The sequence below is a fragment of the Clostridium sp. genome (assembly GCF_032576335.1).
Classification (GTDB): domain Bacteria; phylum Bacillota; class Clostridia; order Oscillospirales; family Acutalibacteraceae; genus Faecalispora.
On sequence record NZ_JAWFXC010000003.1, the window covers coordinates 74,942 to 92,831 of the forward strand.

16 protein-coding genes are annotated in these 17,890 nt (G+C 40.4%); 7 read left to right on the plus strand and 9 right to left on the minus strand.

Annotation, left to right across the window (positions count from 1 at the left end; genetic code table 11):
• A complete protein-coding gene (locus tag E7L17_RS04285) occupies positions 1 to 1,122 on the plus strand; it encodes a GGDEF domain-containing protein (protein ID WP_316322024.1) in 1,122 nt (373 codons plus the stop codon).
• A gap of 136 nt (positions 1,123 to 1,258) precedes the next feature.
• On the opposite strand, the gene E7L17_RS04290 is transcribed toward E7L17_RS04285, so the two are convergent.
• The gene (locus tag E7L17_RS04290; RefSeq protein WP_316322025.1) at positions 1,259 to 1,972 is read right to left on the minus strand and encodes a DUF554 domain-containing protein; all 714 of its coding nucleotides are present in this window, start codon (positions 1,970 to 1,972) and stop codon (positions 1,259 to 1,261) included.
• 236 nt (positions 1,973 to 2,208) lie between these two features.
• Between E7L17_RS04290 and E7L17_RS04295 the strand changes: the two genes are divergently transcribed.
• Positions 2,209 to 3,459 carry a transglutaminase domain-containing protein gene (locus E7L17_RS04295; protein WP_316322026.1) on the plus strand — a complete coding sequence of 417 codons (1,251 nt, stop codon included), beginning with the start codon at positions 2,209 to 2,211 and terminating at the stop codon, positions 3,457 to 3,459.
• On the opposite strand, the gene E7L17_RS04300 is transcribed toward E7L17_RS04295, so the two are convergent.
• Positions 3,428 to 4,024 carry an N-acetyltransferase family protein gene (locus E7L17_RS04300; RefSeq protein WP_316322027.1) on the minus strand — a complete coding sequence of 199 codons (597 nt, stop codon included), beginning with the start codon at positions 4,022 to 4,024 and terminating at the stop codon, positions 3,428 to 3,430. The two genes, E7L17_RS04295 and E7L17_RS04300, sit on opposite strands and share 32 nt — an antisense overlap.
• 350 nt (positions 4,025 to 4,374) lie before the next feature.
• Here E7L17_RS04300 and E7L17_RS04305 point away from each other — a divergent pair, with 350 nt between their 5' ends.
• The 3 genes from E7L17_RS04305 to E7L17_RS04315 are packed head-to-tail and all read left to right on the plus strand — an operon-like array spanning position 4,375 to position 8,587.
• A complete protein-coding gene (locus E7L17_RS04305) occupies positions 4,375 to 5,130 on the plus strand; it encodes an ABC transporter ATP-binding protein (RefSeq protein ID WP_316322028.1) in 756 nt (251 codons plus the stop codon).
• Positions 5,127 to 7,259, plus strand: coding sequence for a cell adhesion protein (locus E7L17_RS04310; RefSeq protein ID WP_316322029.1), 2,133 nt, complete (start codon positions 5,127 to 5,129; stop codon positions 7,257 to 7,259). Before E7L17_RS04305 ends, E7L17_RS04310 begins: the two co-directional genes overlap by 4 nt.
• Positions 7,256 to 8,587 (plus strand): ABC transporter permease, encoded by a 1,332-nt coding sequence (locus E7L17_RS04315; protein ID WP_316322030.1) that lies wholly within the window; start codon positions 7,256 to 7,258, stop codon positions 8,585 to 8,587. Before E7L17_RS04310 ends, E7L17_RS04315 begins: the two co-directional genes overlap by 4 nt.
• A gap of 107 nt (positions 8,588 to 8,694) precedes the next feature.
• Here the strand turns inward: E7L17_RS04315 and E7L17_RS04320 are convergent, their stop codons facing one another.
• The gene (locus E7L17_RS04320; RefSeq protein ID WP_316322031.1) at positions 8,695 to 9,039 is read right to left on the minus strand and encodes a DUF4274 domain-containing protein; all 345 of its coding nucleotides are present in this window, start codon (positions 9,037 to 9,039) and stop codon (positions 8,695 to 8,697) included.
• A 314-nt stretch (positions 9,040 to 9,353) separates the two neighbouring features.
• Here E7L17_RS04320 and E7L17_RS04325 point away from each other — a divergent pair, with 314 nt between their 5' ends.
• Both E7L17_RS04325 and E7L17_RS04330 read left to right on the plus strand, forming a co-directional pair.
• Complete coding sequence (locus E7L17_RS04325) at positions 9,354 to 10,616, plus strand: AI-2E family transporter (RefSeq protein WP_316322032.1); 1,263 nt, start codon at positions 9,354 to 9,356, stop codon at positions 10,614 to 10,616.
• 89 nt (positions 10,617 to 10,705) lie between these two features.
• On the plus strand, positions 10,706 to 11,335 hold the full coding sequence (locus E7L17_RS04330) for a DedA family protein (protein ID WP_316322033.1): 630 nt from the start codon (positions 10,706 to 10,708) through the stop codon (positions 11,333 to 11,335).
• Between the two features lie 426 nt (positions 11,336 to 11,761).
• Here the strand turns inward: E7L17_RS04330 and E7L17_RS04335 are convergent, their stop codons facing one another.
• The 6 genes from E7L17_RS04335 to fliD form a co-directional block, all read right to left on the minus strand.
• Entirely contained in the window at positions 11,762 to 12,184 is a 423-nt protein-coding gene (locus E7L17_RS04335) for a GNAT family N-acetyltransferase (protein WP_316322034.1), read from the minus strand.
• A complete protein-coding gene (galE, locus tag E7L17_RS04340) occupies positions 12,181 to 13,212 on the minus strand; it encodes a UDP-glucose 4-epimerase GalE (protein WP_316322035.1) in 1,032 nt (343 codons plus the stop codon). Before galE ends, E7L17_RS04335 begins: the two co-directional genes overlap by 4 nt.
• Before the next feature lie 16 nt (positions 13,213 to 13,228).
• Positions 13,229 to 14,038: an amidohydrolase family protein gene (locus E7L17_RS04345; RefSeq protein WP_316322036.1), complete on the minus strand. Its 810-nt coding sequence runs from the start codon at positions 14,036 to 14,038 to the stop codon at positions 13,229 to 13,231.
• Positions 14,039 to 14,157: 119 nt separating this feature from the next.
• The gene (locus E7L17_RS04350) at positions 14,158 to 14,598 is read right to left on the minus strand and encodes a hypothetical protein (RefSeq protein ID WP_316322037.1); all 441 of its coding nucleotides are present in this window, start codon (positions 14,596 to 14,598) and stop codon (positions 14,158 to 14,160) included.
• Between the two features lie 26 nt (positions 14,599 to 14,624).
• On the minus strand, positions 14,625 to 15,002 hold the full coding sequence (fliS, locus tag E7L17_RS04355; RefSeq protein ID WP_316322038.1) for a flagellar export chaperone FliS: 378 nt from the start codon (positions 15,000 to 15,002) through the stop codon (positions 14,625 to 14,627).
• A gap of 21 nt (positions 15,003 to 15,023) precedes the next feature.
• On the minus strand, positions 15,024 to 17,702 hold the full coding sequence (gene fliD / locus E7L17_RS04360) for a flagellar filament capping protein FliD (protein ID WP_316322039.1): 2,679 nt from the start codon (positions 17,700 to 17,702) through the stop codon (positions 15,024 to 15,026).
• Between the last annotated feature and the right edge of the window lie 188 nt (positions 17,703 to 17,890).

Here is a 17,890-nt window from a genome sequence, read left to right on the forward strand (position 1 = left end):
ATGCCGGACTTGAACCTCGCAAAATGGAGAAAACAAATCAACTGTATTCTTTTATTTATGGCCATCGCTGTCACTTTATTAGAAGTTTCGTATTATATTTATTTAATGAATTCGGGAGAATTAACTTCTATTGAGAGCGGTGCGTATGTTCGCACCCGCATTTTTTATCCATCTCTTATAAATTATAGCTCTCTTTTATTCAACTTTCTCTTTCAAACAAAGAGTACACTGTCAGATACATATAAAAATGATTGCTTGATTGCGACAACAATACTATTATGTACCGTAACCGTTTGGGTTCATTATACGTTAATTAGCGCATTGTCTATTTTTGTCATGCCAATTGTATTATCTGCAATATTTGTTGACAGAAAAAAGATGTATCTAATTTGTGCGATTAGTATTGCTGTTATGGGTATATGTGCTGGTCATACCTATTCTTTATTGAAAGGTAATTCATTTATTATTCGGAATATTGTAGTGGTCTTTTTTATGGTTTTGATTGCCTGTATACTGTCAAACATTATTATCACTTATATTGAAGAGAGAAAAGCAGACCTTATCTCCAGCTATCAGGCGCAAATGGTATTAAATCGTAAAGTGAAAATGGATCCACTTACCAATTTATATAATCAGCATACCTTTTTCAATAAGCTAAATGAAAGTGTAGAGCTTGCAAAATACCAAAACGAAGTATTCTCAATGGCTATTTTAGATATTGATAATTTTAAAGCCATTAATGATACCTACGGCCATTCCGCTGGTAATAAGGTATTGGAAGGTCTATCAGATTTGATGGGGATGGTCTTTTCCCCAAAAACAGAGTTTGTAGCACGTTATGGCGGTGAGGAATTCGGTATTATATTTAAAGGGATGGATAGTGAACAAGCCTTTGAACGAATTGAGCAGCTTCGACGCCATTTTTCAGATAGTCGCCTCTCTTGCGTTGGGATGATTCATGTTACCTTTAGTGGTGGCATAGCACAGTACAACCCTGGGGAAGAGAGCAGTACGCTTTTTAATCGTGCGGATGCCGCGCTTTATGAAGCGAAGCGGAAAGGAAAAAACCAAACGGTAACAGCCCAATTGCAGGTAGAATCAACGGTACCGTCTGGAGCATAATGAAAGTAAGAAACCGGCGCGTGTAGCGTCGGTTTTTTTAAAATAAGTACGAAAGCGTGGTTGACCCAGCCTGTGTAGAAATGAAGCAAACCAGTTGAACGGTGAAATTTTATTTAAAAAGCATGGATACAAAATTTTATAGAGAAAAATGAGTTACGGCATAATAAATAACAGGTATTAAGATGGAAGGAAGAAGATTAGCCGTTTTTATTTTTGTTATTCCCCAGAAATTAATGCCGATGCACATTACAATCGCATAGCCAACCATACAAATTTGATTTAATAGCTCATCGGTCATAGCGGGGCCTATCCAAGCAGACAAGAGGGAAAGTGAGCCTTGATATAACAGAACCGGAATTGCACTGAAGATTACGTCTATCCCTAAGGTGGATGCCATGACAACCGCGCTGACTCCATCTAAAATGCTCTTTACCAGCAAGGTGCTACTGTCGCCACGCAAACCATCATTAATGGCACCAACAATCGCCATTGCACCAACACAATAAAGGATGGAAGCGGCAACAAATCCGCTGGAAAAACCGGAAAGCTGCATTTTTTGCTCTACTTTCTGGCTTAATCTTTCTAGTCGGTTTTCAATATGCAGCAGTTCACCAACCACAGTTCCAACAACCAAACTAATGACAAGAAGGAGTTCGCCGCCACTCGTAATACGGTTATTTTGCACGGTGAACATTGAGTGTATCACGCCATTGAGCCCTATAATAAAGATAGAAACACCCAATACCTTATAAAGACTTTCCTCCAAGTTTGAATTAAGGCGTTTTTGAAACAGCAGACCAAGGGCCCCTCCAACTATGATTGCGACCGTGTTAACAATAGTACCGAGCATGTAAGGCACCCTTTCTGCGAATAGATATGTAAATAGAAATAGATCTTTATTTAAGAAGTGAAGTAATTATAACATCTCATAGGTAAATCCGGCAAGAAAGAGTCGTTTTAATTTGATATTAGAACTTTATGAAAGAAAGTATAAGGAATATCAGAAAATTCATAAATAAGTACTTTACATAAAATGAATCTCTGTTAAAATATGGATATCAATCATGGAAGGGCGTGTTTTATCGAATGAATGCATTCTTTAAGGTAAACTGGAAAAAGAGAGTTTTTAGCCTGCTACTTTCTCTTTCGATGATGGGAAGTATGGCCGCTGTTGTTGCAGGGGCACAGGAGGCTGCAACTTTACATACCGAAACATTGATGGTTTCCGAATATTTAGAGAATACCGCACAGCAAAGTCAACCAGCAGCTGCTACGATGTCGCTTTTAGCAATGGAATCCAATGCCAAAGAGGCAGAGGTAGTAATTTCTAATGCTCTTATGAATGGAACAAGTGTGCTTGATTTGAGAAAGTATCGAATTACAAAAGATCAGTTATTGAGGATTTTGAATTACACCTCTTTTACAAACTACCCACAAATCTCCAGTGTAATTTCTTACGAATACACCGTGGATGAGCAAGAAGTGGTATATGGTCTTTGGCCAAAATACAATGTTGCTCAAAAAGAAGTAGCGGCGAAAACCGCTCAAATTGAACAAGCTGCTCAGGCTGCCATTTCTTACGCCATCACTCCAGACATGACGCAGTTGCAGAAAATAGTCGCAATTCACGATTATCTGGTTCTAAATTGCTCTTACGACACCCGTGTAGAAACAAACAATGCCCCGCATGATTCCTTTACGGCATACGGAGCGTTGGTGAATAAAAAAGCTGTTTGCCAAGGGTATGCGGCGGCATTTCAGCTGATAATGCAAAAGCTGCAAATTCCTGGTATTGTAGTTCAAAGCACACCCATGAACCACGCTTGGAACATGGTGCGGTATGAGGGAGAATGGTACCATATTGATGCCACTTGGGATGACCCTGTTCCTGACCAGCCAGGAGTTGTGCAAACCTATGCGTTGCTCAAGAGTGACGTAGCGATTTCTGGAGGGGTGAACCAGCACTACTCGTGGGATTCCGCTGGTTATGTAGCTGTGAATAGTCAGTTCGATTCTATAACAGACTGGTCGCAGTATCGCACACTCAAAATAGCGCTTGCAAGAGGTGCAAAAGTGGATGCTTCTACCCTAACAGGTAAGGCAGGCACTTATTCAGAAATAATCGCTCGCCCGTATCAGTCTGGCACACAAGTAACTGTTACTAGCTCAAACCCTGCAGTAGCCTCTGTACAGGTGATTAATGCAAAAGACCCGCGCGGTATAAAGTACCGCGTGGTCTATCACGGGACAGGCAATGTAACCCTTTTACTAACTACAAGTGACGGCGGTATTCAAACCGTTCCGGTTACCGTACAGTCTGCGGCACTCGCTGCGTAGCTGTAAATATTTCATCAATCCGTTTTTGGGGCAGGTCGTGAATGGATTTTGTGGGAACAGGATGGCCCAGCTCAGGCTGTGTGCAGTATTCCAGTATCGCAATATCGTTCCACCTGCCCAATTTATATCCTGTATGGGGGTATACACCTACTTGCTCAAAGCCAAGTGAGCGGTGAAAGCCAACACTGGGCTCGTTTGGAACGGATATGAGGGCGTAAAGATTGATAAAGCCTTGCTCCTTTAGCAATGCAATTAATGTTTTGTACAAAATGGTACCCGCTCCACTGCGGTGGTTTTGCTCATTCATGTAAATAGAAAGCTCTGCGTCCCATTGATAGGCGGCTCGTGTCATGTGAGGTGCGGCATACGCATAGCCTAATATCGTTCCATTCTCATTTTCATAAACAAGGTACGGCATTTTTTTACTAATGTTACGAATCCGCTCCTCAAATTCTTCTACGGTAGGAACGGTGTATTCATAGGTAATGCAGGTATTTAAAATGTAAGGTGCGTAAATCGAAAGTATACGTGGCGCATCTTCTGGAATAGCAAATCTTAAAGTCATTCTTTTTCTCTCCTTTGTTAATGATACTTCTTATTTTGTCTCTTTTTTATTTAAGTTCTTAAATGATTAATTTTTACAAGTATATATTTTCTCGATGAAAAAAACAAGATAAATTTGGTTATAAGGAACAATTTAAGAAATTCTTAAACGATTGCGCATAAAAATATCGATTCTATTTTTGTGATTGTGAAAAATAAATTGGAAAATTAGAATTCTTTTTTCTAGCATATATTTCAAATTTGTATTTATTTTGTCATCGCAACTGTAAATTTTTAATTCTTTCATAGAAAATAATATTTCCAGTATATTGGTATAATATCTCTTAAAGAATATGGTTTAAGGAGGTCAACATGGGTCTGATTCATGTGGAGGACCTGCGTAAAGTATACCGGGTTGACCAAGAGAAGATTGTTGCACTAAACCGCATCAATTTAACAGTTGAATCTGGGGAAATATGCTGTATATTGGGAACCTCCGGTTCCGGAAAATCTACTTTGCTCAACATTATGGCTGGGCTAGAAAAACCATCCAAAGGCCGGGTTATGATAGATGACGTTGAAGTAACAGCGCTAAATGAAAGGGATTTGGCGTTGTTTCGGCAGAAAAACGTCGGTTTTGTTTTTCAGTCTTATAATTTGATGCCAACACTCAGCGCAATAGAAAATGTGGCAATGCCGCTTATGTTCCGTGGCCAAGGAAAATTACAGCGAAATAAAGAGGCAATAAAAATGCTGCATGCAGTTCATTTAGGGAATCGGCTCATGCACCGGCCAACTCAGATGAGTGGCGGCCAACAGCAGCGTGTGGGTATTGCACGCGCCTTTGTGGCTCACCCCAAAATTGTTTTTGCAGATGAGCCAACAGGTAACCTAGATACTAAAACAACCAAAGAAGTAATGGAGATAATGGTGGGGATGGCAAGAGAATACCAAGAAACCTTGATTTTGGTAACCCATGATCAAGATATTGCCCGCTATGCAGATCGCATTATTACAATAGTCGACGGAAATGTGCTGTCGGATTGTATGAATGAATCTATTTTTCCCGCCCACGATTCCAATAAAAAACAGGAATTAACAACCGTAATAGGAGGAAAAACGGAATGAGATTACATAAAATGCGCTCTTTGGCGGCGTTTGTACTTACGGCATTGTTGTTGTTGCAGATGTTTCCTGTAATGACCTCTGCAGCCGAAGAACCTACCGTGAATGACCCAGAGATAATTTCAACAAGTATTTCACCTTCTACTGTGCAAAAGGGGAATTCTTTTGAAGTAAAGATACGCTTTCATCATGATGATAGTACCTTAAATGGTGCAAAAAGCGTTAAAATTAAGGTAAGCAGCCCCAACGGGGCAATTCGCATCAAGAAAAATGAATTTGTAATAACAAAAGATCAAATATCTGCTACAGATGATGAAGATGATAGAGGTCTATATTATACCTTATATATCCCTGAAAACTATCTTACTTATTCGGGACCCGGACCCGGGGTACTGCAATTTTCTATTACATATTATAATAGCGATGATGCCCCCAAAGGCTCTGAGATTACCACCAAGAATAAAATTAGTATTCGTAAAACGCTAATTGCAGGCGAAGGCTCTGCGGATAATACCGTGCGCGTGGACGAAAATAGCTCTACGCCAACTATCGTGTCCGGCAACAGTGCAACCGTTGGAATTCCTCTAATAAGCGGTAATACGCTGGAAGACGCACAAATTGAGGTAGCTGTACCCACTGATGCAAAGATTATGCTTACGTCAGCTGGCGCCGTTTATACCATGAATTTTGTATCGGGTGAAAAAAAGTATCTCAACCTTCCTTTGAAGGTGGATTCATCTGTTGCAGCTGGTATATACCCCATTACGCTTAATATTAACGGCAATAAAGTAACCGCCTACATACAGGTACTAGACAGTGCACAGGGCAAAGGCGGCGTGCGAATCGATTCCTATAAGGTAGACCGCTCCAAGGTGTACTCCGGCAGTTCCTTCCGTATGGACCTTGTGCTAAAAAATACCGGCAGCCAAACGTACCATAATATTAATGCGGCTCTTGATGGTCTTGCCACAGAAAGCTTTACGGTGGTTGGTTCACTCGACAGAAAATCCGTTTCCAGTTTGGCGCCCGGGGAAAGTGCAACCATATCTTTTCAAATGCAGGCGGCTGCTAAAATGGAAACCGGTAACTATGCGGTGGGTGTCAACCTCACCTCAGATGAAGTAAAGGATCCCGTAGCAACAAAAGTGTTTGTTTCTGTTACTGGCACCGGCGATTCGGATGGCGGAAAGCCCATCATCATTATTGAAAACTACAGCTTTGGTGGTACCTCTATTACAGGAGGAAAAACATTCCCGCTAGCTCTTCGTTTTCGCAATGCAAACACCAGTACAGCCATTCAAAATTTAAAAATTAGCATTACATCAACTGCGGATGAAGATACCGGCGGAATTTTTACCCCAGCAAACTCCTCCAATACGTTTTTCATTTCAAAGCTGGGAGCTGGTGCCGCCATCGATAAATCAATCGAATTGTATCCCAAAGCGGATGCAAAGCCAAAATCGTATGGCATCGATGTGAAATTTGAATATGAATCTGCGAATGACTCCAAGCACGAAAAAATCTCTTCAACAGAAACGATTTCCATTCCCCTTACCCAGCCGGACCGCTTTGAAATAACCAATACGGATATACAGGGACCGATTGAATTGGGTTCGGAGGGGCAGCTTTCCATAAGCTATGTAAATAAAGGGAAAAGTACGGTTTATAATTTATCCGTTGTTTTAGATGGCAACTTCACAGCACCGGAAAAAAACATTTATATTGGTAATGTGGAATCGGGTGCCTCAGATAATTACGATGTTGCGTTAACCCCGCTGGAAGAAGGTATGCTGGAGGGGAAAGCAAAAATAACGTATGAAGACCCCAATGGGCAAACGAGAGAAATTGTGAAAGAGTTTTCTTGCGAGGTACAGCAGGGAAAACCGGCTGGTCCAGGAGGAATTGATGAAGAGAGCAGTATGCCTGAAACCGACGAACACTCGGGTATGCCAATTTGGGGCTGGCTGATTGTTGTGGCGGTACTTGCCGGTGGTGCAGCAGCGTTTATTCTTATTCGCCGCAAAAAAGCTGCAAAGAAGCAGTCATTATTGGAATTGGAAGACGATTACGACGAAGAACATCCAAAGACTCCTGAGCTTTCGGATGAGCACCAAAATGAGGATCCGTCATGAAATGGAAAGATATGATTTTGATGAGCATGAGCAGCCTGTTCAAACGTAAGGTGCGAACGCTGCTCACCGTTGCGGGTGTGGTGATTGGCACCTGCGCCATTGTGGTGATGCTTTCTTTTGGTATCGGGATTAAAAAAACAACGGATGATATGATGCAGAGCATGGGAGATTTAACGGTAATACAGGTTGAAAATTATAACCCACTACCCGATGGAGAGCCCTTGGATGACGCCATGATGGAAAAAATGCGTAAAATACCAGGTGTACAAACACTAACACCGATTTACGATGTTGATTCCTCTGCCTTCCAGATTAAAAGCGGCAAATACATTTACGGTGGTTCAGTTCTTGGTGTTTATATGGATTATATTACAGAGAACAATTATCAATTGGAGGAGGGGAAGCTGCCGGAAGGAACGGTAGTAGAAGGCACAGTTTTGTTTGGTAAAGACGCTCTTTATAATTTTTATAACAGCAAAAAAAGAAGCAATAATATGATTTACCCCGAACCCGATTCCAAAGGTAACATTCCAGACCCCTATGTGAACCCCTTAGAGGATAAACTCGAATTGGTTTTACAAAAGAGTGATGAAAACAACAAGAAGAGCGTAAAGCCAATCAAGCTCAAAGGCATAGGCATAATGGCACAGGATTGGAGTAAAGATCCTTCCCCAAGCTATAATGTATTTATGGATGTAAAGTTCGCACGCTCTTTGGTGGAGCAGTACAATAAGCTCAACAATATTAAGGTAGATAAAACAAAAAAATTTCAGTATAACTCCGCGATGGTAAAGGCGGTGGACATTAAATCGGTTGAAACAGTACAGAATGCCATCAAAGAGTTGGGATTTGAGCCGCATAGTATGGACAGTATGCGTGAATCCATTGAACAACAAACCAGAACCATTCAAATGATTTTGGGTGGCTTGGGTGCGATTTCACTTTTAGTTGCGGCGTTGGGTATCACCAATACTATGATTATGTCTATCTACGAGCGTACACGCGAAATTGGAGTAATGAAGGTGCTTGGCTGTGTGATTGGGAACATTCGCACCATGTTTCTCATAGAAGCCGGTATGATTGGTTTCATTGGGGGCGTTGCTGGTATTGGAATTAGCTACTTATTGTCGTTCTTATTAAACTCATTTGCGGCGAATGGCGAAGGTCTTTTAGGAATTGGCGGTGCAGGCGCGCAAATATCCATTATACCGGTCTGGTTGGCGTTAGGGGCACTTGTGTTCTCTACGATGGTTGGCCTTATTTCAGGCTTTTCCCCAGCAAACCGTGCGGTGAAAATTAGCGCTCTTACAGCAATAAGGCAGGAATAAGCTTAAATAATTGAATGTACGCAACAACGATTCCATGTAAAATCGCCCTACCAATTAGGCAGGGCGATTTCTATATTTAAAAAATCTATCTCTTTCTATTAATGATTTTACGGGAGGTCTTTTAAAAACACCTCTGGTACTTCCAATTTTTGAAGATGATATAACTGAACTTTAGTAAGAGGGATTCGATAGGGCCGCTTTGTTTTTACATAGCTACCATCTATTATATTCCGATATAAAGAATCAATAAATGCGACCCATTGTGAATTTCTATCTTTTTGTTCCGGTACAGCTTGTAAAAAGCGATATCCATCCGCTAAATAAAAAATGCAAAGTGCGAGCGCAAGGTCACACGGATTATCCAGCAATAGGGAAGCGGGATAATCAAAACCATCGTCCCAGTTGTAATTGTTTATTATATCAAAAATACTTTTATCGTTTTTATTAAACATAGAATATGATCCTTTGCTTCTGCTGTCTTAAAGCACTGTAAAATATACTTTTAATTCGCTAAAAAATTTATTAATTTAAGTATGTATGAGCATAAATAGTTTAACATAACCCTGTTTATGAGTTTTACTTATTTTCATGTCCTCGATTTGCCTTTTGTTGTAAATAGAAAAGAAATAACTACAACGAAATGGGCTATGCTATAAAATAGATTTTAATATTAAGAATCTTATAAAATGCTTTTCGTTGACTTTTACTTGTAATTACGTTAGCATTGAAATAAAATTACTTATTTTGGAAAGGTTGTGCGGCAGGGATGAATTGGGAAGAAATCCTGTCGGACCATAAACTGTGGAAGAAGATCCGTGGCAAGCTGATCTTTTTTATTTCATTTACGGTTGGTCTGATTTTTATTTTGTTCCATATTGAAAATGTATCAAACGTTATTTCTTACATTCTATCGTTGTTTGGCCCGTTACTGGTAGGTATAGGCGTTGCTTATGTGGTAAATGTTCTGGTTCGGTTTATAGAAAATAAGCTATTCGCCCCACTCAATAAAAAAGGATGGAAGCTTTGGCTTAAAATGCGCCGCGGCATAAGCATATTACTGGCATTCTCCTTTTTATCGTTGGTTGTTTGGCTATTCATTATTTATATTGTGCCAGAATTTATCAGTTCCCTTAGTTTCTTTTCCGAGAATCTTCCCGCATATATTAACCAGTTCTCACAGTGGTTGACGGAGTTAGCAAATGAGTTTGATTGGAGCAAAGAGACCCAAAGCCTCTTGAAAGTGGATTGGACGAAACCGCTGGAGAAGGTAACGCAAACCGTTAGTGACTTAGCTACCTCATTGGTGTCTGCTACTATTAGCATTGCATCTGGAATCATTTCGTTTGTTCTCAGTGTCATTTTTTCAATCTATATTTTATTTAGCAAAGAGCGCTTAATTCGAAATATTCGCCGTGTTTTGTACGCGTTTTTCCCCAAAGAGAAGGCTCAGCGTTTGGTAGCGGTAGGCGTGCTTACGAACCGTACTTTTTCTGGTTTTGTTACCGGACAGATGACAGAGGCGATTATAATAGGTTCTTTATGTTACCTTGGTATGTCTGTAATGGGTTTACCCTATGCAATTATGATTAGTGTAATCATTTCTATGACAAGCCTGGTTCCTATTTTAGGTGCTTATTTAGGCGGTGCTATTGGCGCTTTTGTTCTATTGATGATCAACCCATTTTACAGTTTGTGGTTCCTCATTTTCTTAGTGCTTCTTCAGCAATTTGAGGGCAACGTAATTTACCCGCGCGTTGTTGGCAGTTCCATTGGGCTACCTGGCCTTTGGGTAATGATTGCTATTTTATTGTGCGGTAACCTGTTCGGCATTATCGGAATTTTGCTTGGTGTACCGTTATTCTCTGTATTTTATGCATTGCTCCGTCAAGAAACCGAGCTAAAGCTAAAGGAAAGAGAAATTACAGAGGAAGAGGTAATGGGAAAACCTCCTGTCGTAGTACCTGAAATAAAAGCGGACAAGATGGGGGAAACCGACAAAGTATCTGTTGAAGAAACCAAAATTGACTAAAAATTTACAGTTTGGTCACGTCTGCCTCTTTTATTTCTGCTATCATCGGAGGCGTGTAAATGGAGCACGGGAAAGGGGCAAGTTTGTAAATGCAAGAGTGGATTATTCAAACGATGAATCAGTTTGGCTATATTGGGATTATGCTACTGATTGCAATAGAAAACATTTTTCCTCCAATACCATCGGAGGTTATACTCACCTTTGGCGGGTTTTTAACCACTTATACAGAAATGAAAGTATGGGGAGTTGTAATCGCGGCCACTATAGGAGCTGTACTAGGTGCTTTGGTTCTATATGGTGTTGGTCGTTTTTTTCCACCGGAACGTATTGAAGGCTGGTTAGATGGTCGTTTGGGACAAATTTTGCACTTTAAGCGGGAAGATGTGGAGCGTGCCGCTCAGTGGTTTACGAACAAGGGCAGAATTACCGTTTTTGTTTGCCGTTTTATTCCCATCATCCGTAGTTTGATTTCCATTCCTGCTGGTATGACCAAAATGTCTATGGGCGTTTTCCTACTATATACCACAGCGGGAACGTTCCTGTGGAACACCGTATTGGTTCATTTAGGAGTTTTCGCTGGTGAATCTTGGGAACGTATTGCAGATTATGTAGATGTTTACGCACATGCTACCCTTATTGTTTTAATTATCGTATTTATAATTGGTGCAATCGTCTTTTACAAGACAAGAATTGCGAACAAAAATAAAGAAGAAGTGTAAAAACAAGCTATAATTGAAAAATAGGCATTTTACGCCCAGAAACACGTAAGAATTCTTTTTTACTATTAAGAATATAATTTAGGTTATGTTTTTGTATAAAAGTTAGCTATAATCTTTGATATTATAGCTGATTTTTTATGTCGAAATATAGGTAGTACAGTGGATAGAATTTGATGAGAGAATAATACAGGGAGATTCAAAGTCCTATAAATACAGTAGTTCACTCTATGGGCAAAGCAAAGAAAGTCTTATTCAGCCGTCTCTCAATAGCTTAAATTCTTCTTGCAATTTTCACTATTATGACTTTAAACTCTGGTGTGTAGTGCTTGATTGCAATCCCTTTTACCATAGCAAAACACCCCATTTGTTTTCAGTATATCATACTGTCTAACAATGGGGTGCAGTTTACTGTGGCAGAGCCATATTTTATTCTAGCATGCCTTTTACACGCATGCGTTCTGGGTTTAAGAATTTGCCCATACCCGTTTTTAAGCGAGCAAAGCCAAATCGCTCATAAAATGCTTCTTTCCCCGGTGAAGCATATAAAATAACATTATTTTCAGGCAATTGCTTTAAAATTTCTTCCACCAGAAGCTTGCCCAGACCGTTTCCCTGGTACTCCGGTAGCAGAGCAATATCGTATATGGCAGACTGAAAAGCGGCATCAGAGAGTGCGCGTCCGCAGCCAATCAAGCGTTTGGCATCCCGCAAAAAAACAACGGCAAAGCTGTTTTCGAATGCCAACTGAAACTTTTCAGCAGGGTGAGGGGATAGACCGGCGACCTCAATAACCTCTGCTAGCTCTTCCCAGTCGACATTTTGACAATCTTTTTCTATGATTAAATTCATTTAGCTACCAGCTTTCTTTCGGAAGGGTTTTTCATTTTAATGAATTTCCAGGAATCGCGGCACATATCAGCCAGTGTGAACTGTGCCTGCCAGCCTAATTCTAGCATAGCCTTGCTTGCATCCGCAAAATATTCCGGCAAATCGCCTGCCCGGCGGGGGGCGAACTGGTAGGGAATCGGTACACCAGATTCCTGTTCAAATGTTTTTACAACCTCTAATACAGAACTTCCCTGACCGGTGCCAAGGTTGTAGACACTCGCGCCTTCTTTTGCGAATAATGCGTTTAATGCCTTTACATGCCCAATTGCAAGATCGCAAACATGAATGTAATCGCGCACTCCGGTACCGTCTTTGGTGGGGTAGTCATTACCAAATATATTCAAATAGGGCAGAGTTCCTTGCGCTACACGCATAATATATGGCATTAAATTATTGGGAATACCGTTTGGGTCTTCGCCAATTAGGCCGCTGGGGTGAGCCCCAATCGGGTTAAAATAACGCAGCAGCATGGTGCTCCAGTGGCTATTGCTTTGGCAAATATCTCTCAGAATCTGTTCAATCATCGCCTTGGTAGTTCCATAAGGGTTGGTTGTTTGCCCGGAGGGCATGTCCTCTTTATAAGGAATGGGGTTATTTTCGCCGTAAACCGTGGCCGAAGAACTAAAGACCAGCCTTCGTACACCGTTCTGCTCCATTTGTTCTAATAGGTTTAAAGTTCCGGTAACGTTATTACGGTAATATAAAACGGGTTTTTGCACGCTTTCGCCTACGGCTTTTAAGCCGGCAAAATGGATAACTGCATCTATTTTCTCTTCCTGGAAAACCTGAGCCAAGGCTTTTTCATCCATCAAATCACAGCGGTAAGAGGGAAAATATTTGCCTGTAATTGCGTGTATCGCATCCAGTGTGGCAGGGGAAGAGTTACAGAAATTATCTATAACACAAATTTTATATCCATTTTGCAGAAGCTCAACACAGGTGTGGCTGCCGATAAATCCGGCACCACCGGTTACTAAAATAGTTTTCATCGGAATATCCTCCGCTTTATTCCGGGTGCTTCATCCCGGATTTTTTATTGAGTCCTAGTAAGTATAGGGCATTGTTCCAGTAAATATCCTCCAATATGGATTGAGGAAGGTTTAAGTGTTCCAGAAAACGCAGTTGTTCCTGCGGGTTGCTCCAAGGGCAATCGCTGGCGAACAATACTCTTTCAGCTCCATGGCATAATATCATTTTTTTTGCTTGCGCTGGTTTTACAATCAGATATGACATAGAGGTATCAATATATACATTTTCAAGTCCGATTAAGTATTCTTCCGCTTCTTCGCTGCGCTCCATACCGCCCATGTGCGCTGCGATGATTTTCATGTGTGGAAAATCACGCGCCACCTTCGCCAATGCTTTTGGTGGCGTATGCACCAAATTAGGGGATACAGGGTCCCACCCGGCATGAAAGGTTACGGGTAATCCCAACTCCTGTATCGCATCGTAAATAGGGTAAGCTTTGGGGTCATCCACAAAGTAACGTTGGTACTCTGGGTGCAATTTCACACCATAAAGGCCAAGGCTGTGAATACGCCAAACTTCTTCTACAGCATCCGGTGCGTCAGGGTGTACTGACCCAAAGCTATAAAAAAAGCTGTCTTGAACTTGCGCAGCCCAGTTGTTGACATTAGTTTGCTGTTCGGGCTTTGTCGCAATGTTCATGACGGCGGCGCCAGAAATTCCCCACGCTTGTAATTTTTCTCTGGTATGAGAAAGAGTAGCTTTCGTGACGGGAGGAACATGGCTTGTCTCACCTATACCGGAAAGAGCTTTTTCAGCAAGAAAATCTGGAAATATATGAACGTGCATATCGAAAATCATGGTATGAATATGAAATCCTTTCCTGTAAATGCTGCCTTTATTTTACACGCTTTTCTTCTGAAAAACAAGGCATAGCAATCACGTTGATTGCTATGCCTTGTTTTTTGCTACTGGTAGGTAAAAAGAGTATTTTGCTCACCTTGCTGTTTTAATTCAGCAAGCCGATTCTTTGTATTCTCACGCTGTGCAAACAAAAAATCCAATGTAGAACGATTTAAAGCTGCAGCCTGGCGAAACATTGCATTAATATCTTTCACCAATATTAATGCCTTCTGTTCGTCCTGTGAACAAGAATCTTCTTCTAGCTGAGCAGCCACTAGGCTGCGAAGCCGCTCCTGCTCATCAGGGGAACACAGCTCTATTTTAGACTGAATTAATACGTTGCACTTATCCACTCGCTGCATGAGTAGACCGCGCTGCTCAAGCAGACCATCTAACTCCAGAGATTCTTCTAATGTCTGAACCTCCATCTGCTTGGTTATATTTAAAATTTGTTCCATCAGGATTTTCTTTTGCTCCAGGCAGACCAAAAATTCCTGTGTAAGCATGAAGTTCTCCAATCTTGCCGCATGTCTTATTTTTTAATGTGAATCAGCTTTTCTGCCTGTGCCCAAGTATCGCGCATATCATTTACAATGGGAACAATATCATTCAAAAGCTGAGGATCACGGCGAATCTCAGCACGGATGATTTGCTGATTGCAAAAATAATATAAATCATATAGATCTTTTGATATAGGGTATTTAAAGTCCAGAATAGAAGAGAGGTACTGAAATATGCTTTTGCATTTTTGAGTGCATTTTTCAGAATTGGTAAGGTCGTTTTCCTTCATCAGCAGTGTAGCATGATGAAGATTTTTCAAAACTTCATCAAATAACAGCACCAATTGTTCGCCACGAGACATGGTGGAAATAGACTGTTGTTTGTATTGTAAAATCGCATTGCTTTGCATGGCACACCTCTATTTTAGCTATCAGGAGGAACTGTTTTGTGAAAAGAAACTCGCTTGAGAATTCATTTTAGAAATATAAGTTTCCAAAGCGGTAAATTTTTTATAATAATATTCTTGCTGAGATTTCATCCGGGTTTTCAGCGATTTGATTTGAGTATCATAATCCTTCATCTTTTTAGCCAGATCACTCTGATCTACCTTGCTTGTGCTTGAGCCGGCTTTTGAGATTAGCTTACCGGTATCTACCAGACTATCGTTCGTATATTTTTTAATAATTGTTTGTAAACGATTTGAAATACCATCCGTAGAGGTAAAGAGTTCAGAAACTTTTTCGGGGTCTGAAATTAAAATTGATTTAAGCTTATCTTCATCTACTGTTAGTTTTCCATTATCTTTGTAATCCTTTGATTCAATACCAATTTGATACAAGGCACCGCTTACGGAGGAAACAAAATTCGTCATACCCGAGCGCCACTCCTGGGAAAATTCGCTTAACAATGAGTCGTTAAACATAAGGCCTTGCTTTGCTTTTTTCTCCCATGCGGTTATTTGACTCTCACTCATATCTGTTTTTTGGTCATCCGTTAAAGGTGAGTATTTACCATCGGTTGGTTTTTTCTCCGTATACATTGCATTGACTGCGTTCAAAATCGCATTGTAATCATCCACAAAGGTTTTGATTTTTGTTACAAGGTCTTCGTTCTTAGATTCCACTATAAAGGAGATGGGATCCATATCCGGTACTTCAACGGGATTTCCATCAGAACCGGTAACTGTTTTTGTTGGAGTAGTTTTTTGAAGCTCAAAGTTTACTCCGTCCATGGTAAAGCTATTATTGCTTCGCGAGATGGTTTCAAAGGATTGTCCCTTGTCAAAGCTAATCTGCATAATAGCATCTTGTCCAGCTTCACCATTAATTTCGTTTGCTCCAAATAGTGCCTTTGATAGGTTGCCTGCTCCGGTCATATCCTTAATCTCAACCTTGCTATTGGCACCGCCATTCTTTGCAACAATACTGAAGCGGTCTAATGTACTGGAATAGGTAATAGTTACGTTAGCATCCGAATCATTGTTTATTTTTTTCATAATGGTATCGATACTATCGTTTGCTTTAAAAGAAAACTCTTTCCCATTTATAGAGATTTTGTATTCTGGCAGTAAAGAGGTATTTCCTTCTGCATCTGTCTTTGTTTCAAGTGGAGAGGCAAAATTCTTCGTTACATCACGGAGTGTTTTATTCATGTTGATGCGATTCGATTCACCAGCATACACATTTAAGGCTCCGCCCATGCCGAGCACGCCACTTTTACTGGAAGAAGTAATTGTAAGGACGTTCGTGTCACTAGTAGCGTTGCCTTTTGTTTCAAAGGCAAATCCGCCGTTTTTTTCAGTAACTTGTATTTTATTTGTTCCAAAAACAGAGTCGAGCTTACCTTGTAAATAGTTCATTAAGTCACTTGGGGTTTGATACTTGGCAAGGTCACTCTCATTAAAGGAGATGGTTTTAGAAAGACCGTTTAAATCAAAGGTTAGGTTAGCTCCAGAAAGAGATTCACCCAAATAGGATTTGTATAATGCACTTTTGTCTACCTTACCGGTAGTAGAGTATGTACCACCACTATTAAGGCCCAAACCATTGAGTAGATTTTGGCTTCCTCCGGTAACGGCAACAGAACTGCCATCGGTAGAATTTAAAGATACATTTCCAGTTTCATCAACTGAAAACTTTACTTTTTTTGCTAGATCAGCATTAGTTTTTAAGGAATCATTAAGAGTTGTTTCCAATTCCTTATAATAAAGGCTGTCCTCTTTCCCAACGGAAAGAGATAGAGTGGAAGGAACAGTGAAAGTATATTCAGTTCCTCCAACAGTCAGATTTAGTTTAGATCCGGTAGTAATGGAATGATTGGTAAAATACCCTTCATTTACTTCAGTTGAACCAGTTATAGTGGTACCAGAATCATCTACTTTAAGACCAAATCCATTCAGTAATGCGTCCGATGCACTCTTTATGGTTGCCTTTGAGGTAGACGCAGAATCTTTGTTTTGAAGAACGAATTTATTATCTACTATAGCAGCACTCAATTTGTCGCCCAGCCCTTGATCTTGAAGCTGTTGATTAAGCTGATGTATGATTTCCGATGCCTGGGTGGTCTTACCGTCACTGCCTACGGTAAGAGTATAGTCTTTATTTTCGAAAGTGATTTTCATAGAAGCGCTAATTACTGCACTTTTTGTCCACTCAGACTGTACGGTACCGGTTTGTATCGCTTGTGTGGAGACTTTATTGCTGGCAATAAAAGAAGCCTGTTTTGCAAGCTGCGAAATAGATTTAATCTGCATGTTTTGCGCTGCGCTAGCTAGCCCGTTTATAGTTACATAGGGAGAATTATTCACAATCGTATTGCTGTTAAAAAAGCTTGTATTGAGAATACTGCTACTGCTGGAAGAGGAAGAGAAATATTTACTCTTAAACTCTAAAATGGATTTGTTCACACTCTGGTATGCCTCTTGCTGCCAAAGGGCGATTTGCTTTTTTTGGTTTGCAGTATTGATTTTTGTTTGTGTTCCACTTGTGAGCTGTTTGACTAGCTCGTCGGTGTCTAATCCCGACATTAGGCCGCTCATACGCTTGGAAGAGCTTGCGGTTGCATAAAGGGAAGAGGAAGATGTGCTGGAATTGGTCGATAAAGAAGCCATTTTGGTAATCCCCCAGTCCAATAAAAATTCTTCTTACCTTATATATCGTATGTTTTTCATAAATCATTAGGAAAAAAACAGAAGAATTAGTTGCGATTTTCTGAAATAACAATTGCATTTCCTGTACGAATATTGTACACTTAGTGCAATAAGTTTTGTTGTACCTTGCTCATTGATGCGAGCATGAA